The organism is Phytopseudomonas seleniipraecipitans (assembly GCF_900102335.1).
Classification (GTDB): Bacteria; Pseudomonadota; Gammaproteobacteria; order Pseudomonadales; family Pseudomonadaceae; genus Aquipseudomonas; species Aquipseudomonas seleniipraecipitans.
On sequence record NZ_FNBM01000005.1, the window covers coordinates 65,047 to 77,395 of the forward strand.

The 12,349-nt window shown below is 62.4% G+C and carries 13 protein-coding genes; 3 read left to right on the forward strand and 10 right to left on the reverse strand.

Annotated elements, in window-relative coordinates; all coding sequences use genetic code 11:
- Positions 1 to 97: 97 nt before the first annotated feature.
- From BLS60_RS12235 to BLS60_RS12265, 7 genes are all read right to left on the reverse strand, one after another.
- The gene (locus tag BLS60_RS12235) at positions 98 to 1,423 is read right to left on the reverse strand and encodes a TRAP transporter large permease (protein ID WP_092368398.1); all 1,326 of its coding nucleotides are present in this window, start codon (positions 1,421 to 1,423) and stop codon (positions 98 to 100) included.
- Positions 1,420 to 1,938: a TRAP transporter small permease subunit gene (locus BLS60_RS12240; RefSeq protein WP_092368401.1), complete on the reverse strand. Its 519-nt coding sequence runs from the start codon at positions 1,936 to 1,938 to the stop codon at positions 1,420 to 1,422. Before BLS60_RS12240 ends, BLS60_RS12235 begins: the two co-directional genes overlap by 4 nt.
- Positions 1,935 to 3,044: a TRAP transporter substrate-binding protein gene (locus BLS60_RS12245; protein ID WP_092368404.1), complete on the reverse strand. Its 1,110-nt coding sequence runs from the start codon at positions 3,042 to 3,044 to the stop codon at positions 1,935 to 1,937. Before BLS60_RS12245 ends, BLS60_RS12240 begins: the two co-directional genes overlap by 4 nt.
- A gap of 388 nt (positions 3,045 to 3,432) precedes the next feature.
- A complete protein-coding gene (locus tag BLS60_RS12250; protein WP_070881064.1) occupies positions 3,433 to 3,879 on the reverse strand; it encodes an Lrp/AsnC family transcriptional regulator in 447 nt (148 codons plus the stop codon).
- A gap of 58 nt (positions 3,880 to 3,937) precedes the next feature.
- Complete coding sequence (locus BLS60_RS12255) at positions 3,938 to 4,393, reverse strand: GNAT family N-acetyltransferase (protein ID WP_172138828.1); 456 nt, start codon at positions 4,391 to 4,393, stop codon at positions 3,938 to 3,940.
- An 81-nt stretch (positions 4,394 to 4,474) separates the two neighbouring features.
- Positions 4,475 to 5,308, reverse strand: coding sequence for an amino acid ABC transporter permease (locus BLS60_RS12260; protein WP_070881063.1), 834 nt, complete (start codon positions 5,306 to 5,308; stop codon positions 4,475 to 4,477).
- A complete protein-coding gene (locus BLS60_RS12265) occupies positions 5,305 to 6,072 on the reverse strand; it encodes an ABC transporter substrate-binding protein (RefSeq protein ID WP_070881137.1) in 768 nt (255 codons plus the stop codon). Before BLS60_RS12265 ends, BLS60_RS12260 begins: the two co-directional genes overlap by 4 nt.
- 165 nt (positions 6,073 to 6,237) lie before the next feature.
- Here BLS60_RS12265 and BLS60_RS12270 point away from each other — a divergent pair, with 165 nt between their 5' ends.
- Positions 6,238 to 7,137, forward strand: a complete 900-nt coding sequence (locus BLS60_RS12270; protein WP_092368407.1) for a homocysteine S-methyltransferase family protein — start codon at positions 6,238 to 6,240, stop codon at positions 7,135 to 7,137.
- A 96-nt stretch (positions 7,138 to 7,233) separates the two neighbouring features.
- On the forward strand, positions 7,234 to 8,142 hold the full coding sequence (glsB, locus tag BLS60_RS12275; RefSeq protein ID WP_070881061.1) for a glutaminase B: 909 nt from the start codon (positions 7,234 to 7,236) through the stop codon (positions 8,140 to 8,142).
- A 102-nt stretch (positions 8,143 to 8,244) separates the two neighbouring features.
- Here the strand turns inward: glsB and BLS60_RS12280 are convergent, their stop codons facing one another.
- The 3 genes from BLS60_RS12280 to BLS60_RS12290 form a co-directional block, all read right to left on the reverse strand.
- Positions 8,245 to 8,643 carry a hypothetical protein gene (locus BLS60_RS12280; protein ID WP_070881060.1) on the reverse strand — a complete coding sequence of 133 codons (399 nt, stop codon included), beginning with the start codon at positions 8,641 to 8,643 and terminating at the stop codon, positions 8,245 to 8,247.
- A gap of 92 nt (positions 8,644 to 8,735) precedes the next feature.
- A complete protein-coding gene (locus BLS60_RS12285; RefSeq protein WP_092368410.1) occupies positions 8,736 to 9,722 on the reverse strand; it encodes an asparaginase in 987 nt (328 codons plus the stop codon).
- A gap of 121 nt (positions 9,723 to 9,843) precedes the next feature.
- Positions 9,844 to 11,271 (reverse strand): alanine/glycine:cation symporter family protein, encoded by a 1,428-nt coding sequence (locus tag BLS60_RS12290; protein WP_092368413.1) that lies wholly within the window; start codon positions 11,269 to 11,271, stop codon positions 9,844 to 9,846.
- Between the two features lie 251 nt (positions 11,272 to 11,522).
- Between BLS60_RS12290 and BLS60_RS12295 the strand changes: the two genes are divergently transcribed.
- A complete protein-coding gene (locus BLS60_RS12295; protein ID WP_070881057.1) occupies positions 11,523 to 12,335 on the forward strand; it encodes a helix-turn-helix domain-containing protein in 813 nt (270 codons plus the stop codon).
- Positions 12,336 to 12,349: the final 14 nt, after the last annotated feature.

Here is a 12,349-nt window from a genome sequence, read left to right on the forward strand (position 1 = left end):
CACTGATCATAACGGCACGGCCCGATGGGGCACCTCTAAAACGTTCGCGAGGCCGGATGACAGCGCGGTTGGTTTTTAGAGGTGCCCGTTATTGGCATCACCAGCCGATAGCCGCAGGCAGCCAGGTCGCCAGAGATGGGAAGCAGAACACCACGGCCACGGCCAGCATCTGCAAGAATACGTACGGCAGAGCGCCGATGTAGATGTCCCGCGTGGTGACTCCCGGAGGGGCAACGCCCTTGAGAAAGAACAGCGCCCAGCCGAACGGCGGGGTGAGGAACGACATCTGCAGATTCAGCGCCACCAAAATACCCAGCCACACCAGATCGGTGTCGTAGGCGATGAACACCGGCAGGAACATCGGCAGGGCGATGTAGGAAATCTCGATCCACTCAAGAAAGAAGCCGAGCACGAACAGCACCGCCATGAGGAACAGGATCGCCCCGAGTTGGCCGCCTGGCAGCATGGTGAACATTTCGTGTACCAGGGCTTCACCACCGAGGCCGCGGAAGGCCAGGGAGAAGGGCTGCGAGCAGAGCAGGATCAGGAAAATCATCGCACTGATGGTCAGCGTGCCGTGCAGGGTGGCCTTGAGCGTTGGCCAGCTCAGGCGCCGGGCGCAGGCGGCGATGATCAGCGCCCCGAGTGCGCCCATGGAGGCCGCTTCGGTGGGTGCTGCGACGCCGCCGATGATCGAACCCAGTACCGCCATCACCAGCAGCAAGGGCGGGAGCACGCTGCGCGCCATGTCCTTGAACAACTGCTTGCGGCTGGTGAGGGCGCGTTCCTCGGCGGGAATCGCCGGCACCCAGTCCGGGCGCAGCCAGCCGAGAATCAGCATATAAGTCACGTAGATCAGCGCCAGCACCAGGCTGGGGATGAAGGCTGCGGCGAAGATCGAGCCCACTGACTGGCCGAGGATGTCGGCCAGCAGGATCAGCACCAGGCTCGGTGGAATCACCTGGCCCAGGGTGCCGGAAGCGCAGATGGTGCCGCAGGCGACGCTCTTGTTGTAGCCGCGACGCAGCAGCGTCGGCAGGGTCAGCAGGCCGATGGTCACCACGGTGGCGCCGACGATACCGGTGGAGGCGCCGAGGAGCACGCCGACCAGAATGATCGCCAGACCCATGCCGCCATTCAACCCACCCATGGCGCGACCAATGGTTTCGAGCATGTCTTCGGCGACCCTGGACTTCTCCAGCATCACCCCCATGAAGGTAAATAACGGAATCGCCAGCAAGGTGTAGTTGCTGACCACGCCGAACATGCGTGCCGGCAGCAATGCGAAGAGCATCGGGCCGAAGCCGATCATGCCAGCGACGAAGCCGGAGACGGCCAGAGAAATGGCCACCGGCACCCCCGCCATCATCATGGCGAAGAAGCCGATGACCATGGAGATGGCCAACCATTCGTTGGGGCTCATGGTCGCACCTCCTGAGCCTGTACAGGCATCAGCAGAGCGCATAGCGCCCGTAGGCTATCGGCAACACCTTGTAGCCCGAACAGGCCGAACCCCAGTGGCAAAAAGGCCTTGATCAGAAAGCGATAAGGCAGCCCACCTGGATCCGGCGAGCCTTCGCCCATGTTGTAGGACTGCATGGTGTAGTTGAACGCCAGGCGGGCGATGTAGAAACCGATCGCCGCGGTGGCGATCCCGCTGAACAGGTCGACGGCGGCCTTGGTCTTCACCCCGAATTTTTCGTAGAGAAAGTCCACGCGCACATCCTGGCGGTGCTTGAGGGTATAAGCGATGCCAAGTAGCGCGATGGGCGAGATCAGGTACCACTCCAGTTCCTGCAGCGCCACCGGGCTGAGGTCGAAGAGGTAACGCATCAATACATCGAACGACACCAACAGCACCAGTAGCAGCACGCAGGCGCGCGCGATGGCGCCCAGTGCCTCGACCAGTTGTTCGATGCGGGTGACGATGAACATCATGCCCCGCCCATCCCGATGTTCATGAAGGCTTTCTCACCCACCGAGGCCCAGGAAATGTATTGCTTGCGGAAGGCGAAGAAGTGCTCGTAGACCTTCTTGGTCGCTGGGTCGCTCGCTGCCATGCTCGATAGGGTGTCGTTGGTGACCTCATGCAGGCGCTTGATGATGTCGTCCGGCAGCGGCCTGGCGATCACGCCCTGGTTGTTGACCAGGTCCTGCATGGCTTCGGCGTTGACCGCATCGCACCATGACCAACTGTCGGTGTTACAGGCCTGGGCGCAGAAACGTACGATGGCCTGGAGGTCGGCGGGCAGGCTGTCCCAGGCCTGTTTGTTGATGATCAGTTCGGTAACGTTGGTCGGCTCGTGCCAGCCAGTGGTGTAGTAGTTCTTGGCCGCCTTGTGCAGGCCCATGCGGCGATCCTGATAGGGGCCGACGAACTCGGCGGCGTCGATCACGCCACGCTCCAGGGCTGGGAAGATCTCGCCGCCGGGCAGCAGGCGCACCGCCACGCCCAACTCGCTGTAGACCTTGCCGGCTAGCCCTGCGATGCGCATCTTCAGGCCTTTCAGGCTGTCGACGTTCTCCAGTGGCTGGCGGAACCAGCCGGTCATCTGCGTACCTGTGTTGCCCATGGGCATGGGTACCAGGCCGTGGGGTTCGTAGAGTTCTTCCCAGAGCTTCAGGCCGCCGCCGTTGTACAGCCAAGCGTTCATGCCCTGGGTGTTCATGCCGAACGGCACGGCGGTGAAGAACTGCGCTGCGGGGATTTTTCCGGCCCAGAAGAAGGCGTTCGCCGCGTTCATTTCCACCATGCCGCTTGAGACGGCGTCGAAGCCCTCCAGCGCAGGAATAAGCTCACCGGCGGCGAAGTGCTGGATCTTCAGGCGCCCACCGGACATTTCCTCGACGCGTTTGCAGAAGTCGGTGGGGCTGCCAGGGCCCTGTACATAGAACGGCGAGCCTGGTGCGTAGGCGTTGGTCATCTTCCAGTTGAAGGTCTTGCCGCTGACTGCCGCACTGGCCACGCTGCTAGCGCCCAGAGCCAGGCCTGCACCGGCCGCGAGGGCGCCAGCGCCGATGAAGTGTCGTCGATTGAGGCTCATGGGATTCTCCTTTCACTGTGGCCATTGCGACGGGCGTTTGCCTGCCGGATGTAAAGTCGTTACCGAATGCCTTCAGCAACAGCCATGCCAGGAGAAAATTATTTTAACTGTATGATTTTAAATGAATTATCTCATTATTCAGATTTGCCTTCGAAATGCCTAACGCACACAAAACAAGCGTGGCGGAGGTTCGTGAGGTGACGAAACGGTAACCCCAGCAGGTAATGCTGAACATTTGTCAGGTCACGCCGGTTATCCGGGTACGTTCCGGTAAGCAGGGCTGCGGTGAGCGAACGAATGTCATTTGTGCACCAAAACGCACCGAGGGCACGCTTTTGACGCAGTGCGCAGCATTACCGATCACCGGTAGCGAGCTGCCAACAACGGCTTACAGACGCGCGCCCCCACGCCGATGCTTGACCCGAGTCATCAGCGCCTTGCAATCGACCGTGAGGATTTCCGGGTGATTGAAGATGTGCTGGCGCACGAAGGCATCGAAGGTTTCGTAGCTGTCGGTCAGGGTGTGGATGTGCAGGCTTTTCAGGTCGCTCATGATGTACAGGCTGACCACTTCCATGGTCGCTGAAAGCCGCTCGGCGACTGCCTCTATGGCGTGCGGCGCGACGGTCAGGTCGACGAAGGTGGAGATGCCCTTGCCGAGTTTCTCCGGGTTGACCACTGCGGTGAATTTCTCGATCACGCCGCTCTCGACCAGGGCCTGCACCCGGGTGCGAGCATGAGCGCGGGAGATGTTCAGTTGGCGGGCGATATCTGCGAAGGAAGTGCGCGAATCCTTGATCAGGATATTCAGCAGCGCGTTGTCCAGTTTGTTCATGGCTCGCTCTGTCGGTGGTTGAGGCCGACAGAGATGCGGGTTACGTGCCAGCAGCTGCTCAGAGTAGTTTGCGGTACTGCTCGAACCCCGCACGTTCGCCGATGCGCTCATAGAGCAGCTTGGCTTTGGCGTTGCTTTCGTGGGTCAGCCAGTGCACCCGTGAGCAGTCATTTTCGCGGGCTTGTGCATAGACATGTTCGATCAACTGGCGGCCGACGCCACCGCCGCGTACGTCCTTGGCGATAAACAGGTCTTGCAGGTAGCAGTAGTCGCCGGTGGTCCAGCAAGAGCGGTGGTAAATCCAGTGCACCAGGCCGATGGCCACGCCGTCGCGCCAGGCCAGGGCGGCGAACATCGGTTCGGCGGGGTCGAGAAAGCGCTGCCAGGTAGTGGCGCTGACGTCGGCGCCGATTTCGGTCATGTAGAAGCGCTGGTAGCCCTGCCACAACGGTAGCCAGGCAGCGTGGTCGTCAGCGGTGACGGCGCGGATTTCCACGGGAATGCGAATGGTCATGGGCAAGTCTCCGAAAAGTCGATCGACTGCCATCCTGCGGTGCCTCGCTCGGCACCGCAAGCGCGTGTGAGGGTGGTGCGACTAGCGCCCGTTCAGGTAGGCCTTGCCGTAGTGCCGTTCGAGGCGCGCCTGGATCAGCTCCAGTCCGATAGACAGCAGCCAGTAGATTACCGCTGCGGTGGTCAGCATCTCGATGTAGCGATACGACGAGCGACCATAGGACTGGGCCAGGAACATCACTTCCCAGACGCCCATCACCGAGATCAGCGAGGAATCCTTGAGCATCGAGATGAACTGGCTGGTGGTCGGCGGGATGATGGTGCGCATCGCCTGCGGCAAGGTTACCCGCCAGAAGATCACTGTCGGTTTGAGGCCCAGCGCCAGGGAGGCTTCGCGTTGTCCGGGCGCCACGCCGATCAGCCCGGCGCGGAAGATTTCGCTCAGGTAAGCGCCGTAGTTCAGCGACAGGGCAATGATCCCGGCGGTGATCGCACCCGGCACCAGGCCCAGTTGCGGCAGACCCAGGTAGATCAGCAGGATCTGGATCAGCAGCGGTGTGCCGCGAAAGAACGAAGCGTAGAAACTGGCGATGCCAAAGGCCACGGCACTCTTCGACAGGCGCGCCAGTGCGGTGACGAAGCCCAGCGCCAGGGACGCCCAGATTGAGCAGAAACACAGGAACAGGGTCAGCGCCGCGCCCTGCAGAAAACCGTTGGGTGCCAGGTTGGCGCCAAGCAGGTTCGGCAGCTTGTCGAGGATGATCGAGAACTTCAGGTCGAAGCTGAGAAAGAACGCTACGCACAGGGCGAACATGATCGCCCACGTGACGTACAGGCGGGCGCGAAAGCCGAACAGGCGCTGCAGCAACGACTCGCCAGCCGCAGGGGGCGGGCGAGGGGATTCAGGTGGGGTCATTGGCTGATATCGGAACCGATCCACTTCTTGGAAATGGCCGCCAGGGTACCGTCCTTGCGCAGCTGTGCGAAGACGTCCTCGACCTTGGCGCGCCACTCGGCATCATCCTTCTCGATGGCCACGGCGTTAGGCTCGGCATACAGCGCGCTGCCTGCCAGCTTGAAGCGCTTGTCCTGGTCGATGCGCGGCTGCGCGGTAACCAGGTTGGTGAGGATCGCATCGAGGCGCACGCCAGCACCCAGGGCGAGGTCATGGAAGGCCACGGTGTCGTTGTCGTACGGGGCGACCTGCACGGCGTCGAACGGGTATTGCAGCGGCTTGTCTTCGGCGCCTTCGATGACCAGATCCTTGTTCAGGTAGCCCTCGTAGGACGAGGCGCTGGTCACCCCGACCTTGAGGCCGGAGAGATCCTTGGCGGACTGGATGCGCTCATCCGCAGCGTTGACCACGATCACCGCAGGCGAAGCGTAGTAAGTGACCGGGAAATCGAACACCTGGGCGCGTGCCTGGCTGGGCGTCATCGAGCAGATACAGATGTCGTAGCGGCCGTTCCAGCGCCCCGCGGCGATCACGTCCCAGGAGGGCGTTTCCAGGCGCAGCTTGACGCCCAGCTTGTCGGCGACCGCCTTGGCCACGTCGATGTCGAAGCCGTCGAGCTGGTTCTGGTCATTGAGGAAAGAGAACGGCGGGTAGTTTTCCATCAGCACGTTGACCAGCTCACCGTTCTTTTCGATACGGTCCAGAGTCGGGCCTGCCAGGGCCATATTGCAGAAGGAAGCGAGGGTCAGGCCGAGGGCCGCAAACAGCGTAATTTTCACAGGATTCCTTAAGCACGAAAGAGGTTGTGACAGGCGGGCATGGCGTATTAAATAGTTATAAGACAAAGCATCCAAATGAATTGAATGCATAACGATATGACTGGGGCTTATATGGGCAAGCGACCTCTGATTTTCTTGGATGGCGGCATGGGCCGCGAACTGCAGCGCCGTGGCGCGCCGTTTCGCCAGCCTGAGTGGTCGGCGTTGGCGCTGACCGAGGCGCCGGAGCAGGTGGAGGCGGTGCATGCCGCGTATATCGCCGCCGGTAGCCAGGTGATCACTAGCAACAGTTATGCCGTGGTGCCCTTTCATATCGGCGAGCAACGCTTCGCTGTAGAAGGTCGTGCGCTCGCCGAGCAGGCCGGTCGATTGGCCCGCAACGCGGCGGATCGCGCGACCTCGCCGGTTCGCGTCGCCGGTTCGCTGCCGCCGCTGTTCGGTTCTTACCGCCCCGATCTGTTCCAGCCGGAGCGGGTCACCGAGCTGCTCACGCCGCTGATCGACGGGCTGGCGCCGCACGTTGACCTGTGGCTGGCCGAAACCCAGAGCGCCATCGCCGAAGCGCGTGCGATCCGCGCTCACTTGCCGGATGACGGCAAACCGTTCTGGCTGTCGTTCACCCTGCGTGATGAGGACACCGATGACATACCGCGCCTGCGTTCCGGCGAGCCGGTCGCCGAGGCGGCCCGCGCAGCCGCGGAGCTGGGCGTCGAGGTGCTGCTGTTCAACTGCAGCCAGCCGGAGGTTATCGGTGGCGCCATCGACGTGGCGCGTGAGACCTTCGCCAGCCTGGGAGCGGAAATCGCCATTGGCGCCTACGCCAACGCCTTCCCGCCGCAGCCCGAAGAGGCTACCGCCAACGACGGACTCGACCCGCTGCGCGAAGACCTCGACCCGCCCGGTTACCTGCGCTGGGTTGCCGACTGGCGCGCCCGCGGTGCCAGCCATCTCGGTGGCTGCTGCGGTATCGGCCCTGAGCACATCAGCGTGCTGTTGCAGCGCCTGAGCTGATCGAAACCGCCCGGCAGGCATGTGCTCCAGGCTGCGATTCCGGCGTCTAGTCAGGGTCGCTCTGGCAGCTTGCCGGGCATCACTGCGAGTCCGAGCATGCAAGCGTTGCTGAATGAAGTTCTCGATCAGGTCAAGCCGCTGATCGGCAAGGGCAAGGTGGCCGATTACATCCCCGCGCTGGCCAGCGTGCCTGCCGAGCGCCTCGGCATTGCGGTGTACGGCAACGACGGCGAGCTGTTCTGCGCCGGTGATGCGCGGGTGCCGTTCTCAATCCAGAGCATCTCGAAAGTCTTCAGCCTGGTGCAGGCAATCCAGCACAGCGGCGAAGCGATCTGGGAGCGGCTCGGCCATGAGCCGTCCGGCCAGCCGTTCAACTCGCTGCTGCAGCTGGAGCTCGAGGGCGGCCGCCCGCGTAACCCGTTCATCAACGCCGGGGCGCTGGTCATCAGCGACATCAACCAGTCGCGCTTCGCGGCGCCGGTGCTGTCGATGCGTGATTTCGTGCGACGGTTGTCGGGCAATCGCGACGTGGCGGTGGATACCCGCATCGCCGAATCGGAGTACCAGCACCGTGCGCGCAACGCGGCCATGGCCTACCTGATGCAGTCCTTTGGCAATTTTCACAACGATGTGGAAACCGTGCTGCGTGGCTACTTCAGCCACTGCGCGCTGAGCATGAGCTGCGTCGACCTGGCGCGGGCGTTCTGCTTCCTGGCCAACGATGGGTTCTGCAAACACAGTGGCGAGCAGATTCTCAGCTTGCGGCAGACCCAGCAGGTGAATTCGATCATGGCCACCAGCGGGCTGTACGACGAGGCCGGCAACTTCGCCTATCGAGTCGGCTTGCCAGGCAAGAGCGGGGTCGGCGGCGGCATCGTCGCGATCGTGCCGGGGCAGTACACCATCTGCGTGTGGTCACCGGAACTCAACGCAGCCGGCAATTCGCTGGCCGGTATGGCCGCGTTGGAAGTGCTCAGTGAGCGGATTGGCTGGTCGGTATTCTGAGCGAATTCGATGGCCTGCAAGGCCATCGAATGGCGCGTGAGGGGACCGAAGCAGGTTGCCGATCCCCGGGCGAGTCAGGCTGCCAGGGCGGCAGCCTCGCCATCACTGGGCGTCGCGATGGGCTTTGCGCAGCATCATCAGGTCTTGGTCAGTGCACGTGCCGGTCACCGGGGTGGTGAGGTCGTAGCATGGGTGACGGAAACCCATCGGCCAGTAAATGATGCTGTACGGCGGCCAGAAGATCGACACGACGCGAAAACGCGTGCTCAGCTTGCCTTCCGAGAGAGGCTGGCCAGTGGTGGTGCTGGTCAATTTGTAAGGCACGCCACCAGCGCGGTTCCAGAAGAACGGACGAATCTTCACCAGGCCTTGAGGATGCTGTTCGGCGCGCTCGTTGATGCTGACGGTGCTCTGCTCCGGCAGTTTGAAATAAGCTTTGGTCGAACAGCCGGTGATGGCCAGGATGAGTAGCAGAAAAACACTTGAGCGAAGCGCGGGCATGGAACGTCCTTGTAAGGAATGAGTGAGCGTAATGGCTGACGGCTCGTCAGCGGCGCGGGACTATACCGGCTAGACGCGCCCTGATCCATGACTCATTCCACACGTTCGCCGCACAAATCCAGGCTGAACAGCTGCTCGACCTCGGCCTGCGGCAAGCCGGCGCCCAGCAACGCGAACAATTTGCCCAGCGCCGCCTCGCGGGTCATCCCGCCCGCCGAGACCAGACCGACCGAAGCCAGCTGGCTGCCCGCTGCGTAAACACCGAATTGCACATGCCCCTGTGGGCACTGGCTGATGGCTGCCAGCACCACGCCGCGCGCGTGGGCCTCACGCAGTACGTCGAGCAGCTCGGCGTTGTCTGATGGGCCGGTGCCACTGCCATAGCACTCGAGCACCAGACCCTGTACGCCGCTGTCCAGCAGTGCCCGTACGTGGCTGGCGCGCAAGCCGGGAACCAGTGGCAGGCTGAGCAGGTTGACCGGTTGGCGCGGCTGACGATAGTCGATGTGCGCGGGAAGCTCGCTGAGGCGCTTGCCCTGGCGCAAGCGCTGCACCGTCTGGAACGCATCGAACGCATCGCTGTGCAGCTTGCTGACCCGGGCGCCATGCATCAGCGCGCCGTTGAAATACAGGTGAACGCCAGGCTTGATGCCCTCGTGCAGTGCCTGCATGGCGCCGAACAGATTGGGCCAGGCGTCGCTGTCTTCTGCACCGGCAGGCTGCATGGAGCCGGTCAGCACCACCGGTACCGGCAGACCAAGTAGCAAAAAGCTCAGTGCGGCCGCGCTGTAGGCGAGGGTGTCGGTGCCATGCAGAACCAGCACGCCGTCGCAGCCGTCCTGCTCGATGCCCTGGCGGATCGCCTCGACCATGGTCAGCCAGTTGTTCTGGTTCATGTTGGCGCTGTCGATCAGCGGCAACATTTCTCGGAATATCCAGTTGGGCATCTGCCCGGGCTGCTGCGCCTGTTGGGCGCGCAGACGGGCCTCGAAACCGGACGCGGGCGCCAGGCCATCAGCGCTGAGCTGCATGCCAATGGTGCCGCCGGTGTACAGCACGAGAAGGTTGGAAGTAGCCATGGGGCACTCCTGTGTTCAAGCGGCAGGGTGGCGAATCGGGTTCGCGCGTGGATGTCGGCCTACCGGGTAGGCCGCATCGAAGGAGCCGCCTTCGCAGGAAGTGCGAAGACGGTAGCAGGCTTCAGCGCGGAGGCTGTTCCTGACTCGGCGCTTGCGGCGCTGGCAGGGCAGGCCAGGAGGTCTTGTCCAGCTTCAGATCAGCGAACTTGGCTGGATCGAATACCGGGATCTTCACGCCAGCCTTGATCTGCTCGTCGTAGTCATGCATCAGGCGCAGGCCGGTCTTGAACAGCAGCGTCATGGCGATCAGGTTGACGATGGCCAGCAGGCCCATGGTGACGTCGGCGAAGCCGAACACGGTGCCCAGATCCTGGGTCGAGCCCCACATGACCAGCACGATCACCAGCACGCGGTAGACCTGCAGCAACACGCGGCTCTTGCTGAAGAAGCCCAGGGCGTTCTCGCCGAGGTAGTAGTTGTAGATCAGCGTGGTGAACACGAACAGTGCCAGGGCAACGCTGATGAATACACGGCCCCATTCGCCGACGATGGCGGCCAGCGCGCTCTGGGTGAGAATCACGCCGCCGACTTCGCTACCGGGCGCGTAAGTACCGGACAGCAGGATGATCAGCGCGGTGCAGGTGCAGATGATCATGGTGTCGATGAACACGCTCAGCGACTGCACGATGCCCTGCGCCGCAGGGTGCGGCACTTCGGCGACTGCTGCCACGTTCGGGGCGCTGCCCAGGCCGGCTTCGTTGGAGAACAGGCCGCGCTTTACGCCCATGATGATGGCCGCGCCGATGCCGCCCGCGAAAGCCGGCTCGAGGCCGAAGGCGCTGCGCACGATCAGCATCAGGGTGTCCGGTACTTCAGAGATGTTGCTGCCGATCACGAACAAGGCCAGGGCGATGTAGGAGCCGGCCATGACCGGTACCAGAATGTCGGCGAACTTGGCGATACGCTTGATGCCGCCAAAGATGATCAGGCCGATGATGCACACCAGTACCACGCCGCTGATCCACTCCGGAATGCCGAAGGTGTCCTGCATCGAGCTGGCCACGGTGAACGACTGCAGGGCGTTGAAGCCAAAGCCGAAGGTGACCAGCAGCAGGATCGAGAACACGATCGCCATCCAGCGCTGACCCAGGCCATGCAGGATGTAGAACGCGGGGCCGCCTCGGTAGGTGCCGTCGCCTTCATTTTGCTTGTACAGCTGCGCCAGGGAGCACTCGAAGTAGCTGGTGGCCATGCCGACCAGCGCAACCAGCCACATCCAGAACACGGCGCCCGGGCCACCCAGGGTGATAGCGACCGCGACACCGGCGATGTTGCCGGCGCCAACGCGGCCGGCAACGCTGAGCATCAGTGCCTGGAACGAGCTGAGCTGTCCCGGCTTGCGTACCAGCGCCTGGCTGAAAATCTGGAACATGCTGGTGAAATAGCGGAACTGAACGAAGCGCGAACGGATGCTGAAGTAGAGCCCGAGGCCCACCAGCATGACGATCAGCACTTTGCTCCAGATTAGGTCGTTGAGTAGATCGAGCATGGCACTCTTCCTGTTTTTTATTAGGGGATGACGCGTGGCGCGGGCGATTGGCCGGTGCCTGGGACGACCGCGCTGTAACAGAACCTGGCAGTGGCCTGTACGCCTGGGGCGTGACCGACGAATAGACGGCGTAAGCGGGGTCTCCGGTCGCCATGGTTGGCTAAAGAGGCCGCAGCGGCAATTTCGCGGGTCGACTCTAAGTGATGCGACCTGATGCTATAATCACGTCACTCGCATCATCTGAGCCTGTCATGTCCCATCACCTTGGCGATAATCTTCGCCTGTTATGCAGCCACTATCGCTCGATTGCCGAGGTGTGCCGCAAACTCGACATCAACCGCGCGCAATTCAACAAATACCTGTCTGCCGAGAGCCAGCCAACGGCCTATAACCTCAAGCGCATTGGTGATTTCTTCGGCGTGGAAGGCTACGAACTGGGCTTGCCCAGCGATCAGTTCGCCCGGCTGATAGGTGCCCGGGGAGCGCAAATCGGCGCACCTGCCGAGCGAGATCCGTTACACGCTTTGTTACAGCCTCTGCGTGAGCAGTCCGGCGATCTTTCGCGCTATTGCGGTTATTACTTTGAATACGCCAACTGCATGTCGGTACCCGGCACTATTCTGGTGTCGTTGATTCACCTGCGCGAGGAGGGCGGCACCTTCCTGTTCGAGCGCCAGGAGCGCCAGGCCACATCGGCCGGTGGGCTTGCTGAAGAGTCGGCGCGCTGTCGTTACCTGGGGGCCGCGTTCCAGCTGCAGGATCGGCTGTTTCTCATCGATTACGAGTCGCTGACCATCAACGAGATGAGCCAGACCATCCTGATTCCCAGCTTCAAGAGCCGAATCACCCGCCTCAACGGCTTGAAGACTGGCGTATCCAGCGGCGACCGCCGCACGCCGGCCTGTACCCGCGTGGTCTGGGAATTTTTGGGGACGGAAATCAACCGCATCAGCACCTATCGCCAAGTGATGCTCTATCAGCCGGACGACCCGCGGATCGACGAAGACATTCGCCAACGGCTGGCTCACGCGCCCGTACGCAACGGCTTGTTCGAAGTGGAGTGACGCGTGGGGTGGGC

Bases quoted from the DNA above. Each gene is read 5' to 3' on its own strand.
- BLS60_RS12240 (WP_092368401.1), bottom strand. From the start codon at position 1,938: ATGATGTTCATCGTCACCCGCATCGAACAACTGGTCGAGGCACTGGGC.
- BLS60_RS12245 (WP_092368404.1), bottom strand. From the start codon at position 3,044: ATGAGCCTCAATCGACGACACTTCATCGGCGCTGGCGCCCTCGCGGCC.
- BLS60_RS12285 (WP_092368410.1), bottom strand. From the start codon at position 9,722: ATGGCTACTTCCAACCTTCTCGTGCTGTACACCGGCGGCACCATTGGC.
- BLS60_RS12290 (WP_092368413.1), bottom strand. From the start codon at position 11,271: ATGCTCGATCTACTCAACGACCTAATCTGGAGCAAAGTGCTGATCGTC.
- BLS60_RS12235 (WP_092368398.1), bottom strand. From the start codon at position 1,423: ATGAGCCCCAACGAATGGTTGGCCATCTCCATGGTCATCGGCTTCTTC.
- BLS60_RS12260 (WP_070881063.1), bottom strand. From the start codon at position 5,308: ATGACCCCACCTGAATCCCCTCGCCCGCCCCCTGCGGCTGGCGAGTCG.
- BLS60_RS12250 (WP_070881064.1), bottom strand. From the start codon at position 3,879: ATGAACAAACTGGACAACGCGCTGCTGAATATCCTGATCAAGGATTCG.
- BLS60_RS12255 (WP_172138828.1), bottom strand. From the start codon at position 4,393: ATGACCATTCGCATTCCCGTGGAAATCCGCGCCGTCACCGCTGACGAC.
- BLS60_RS12270 (WP_092368407.1), top strand. From the start codon at position 6,238: ATGGGCAAGCGACCTCTGATTTTCTTGGATGGCGGCATGGGCCGCGAA.
- BLS60_RS12280 (WP_070881060.1), bottom strand. From the start codon at position 8,643: ATGCCCGCGCTTCGCTCAAGTGTTTTTCTGCTACTCATCCTGGCCATC.
- BLS60_RS12295 (WP_070881057.1), top strand. From the start codon at position 11,523: ATGTCCCATCACCTTGGCGATAATCTTCGCCTGTTATGCAGCCACTAT.
- BLS60_RS12265 (WP_070881137.1), bottom strand. From the start codon at position 6,072: ATGGCCCTGGCAGGCCCGACTCTGGACCGTATCGAAAAGAACGGTGAG.
- glsB (WP_070881061.1), top strand. From the start codon at position 7,234: ATGCAAGCGTTGCTGAATGAAGTTCTCGATCAGGTCAAGCCGCTGATC.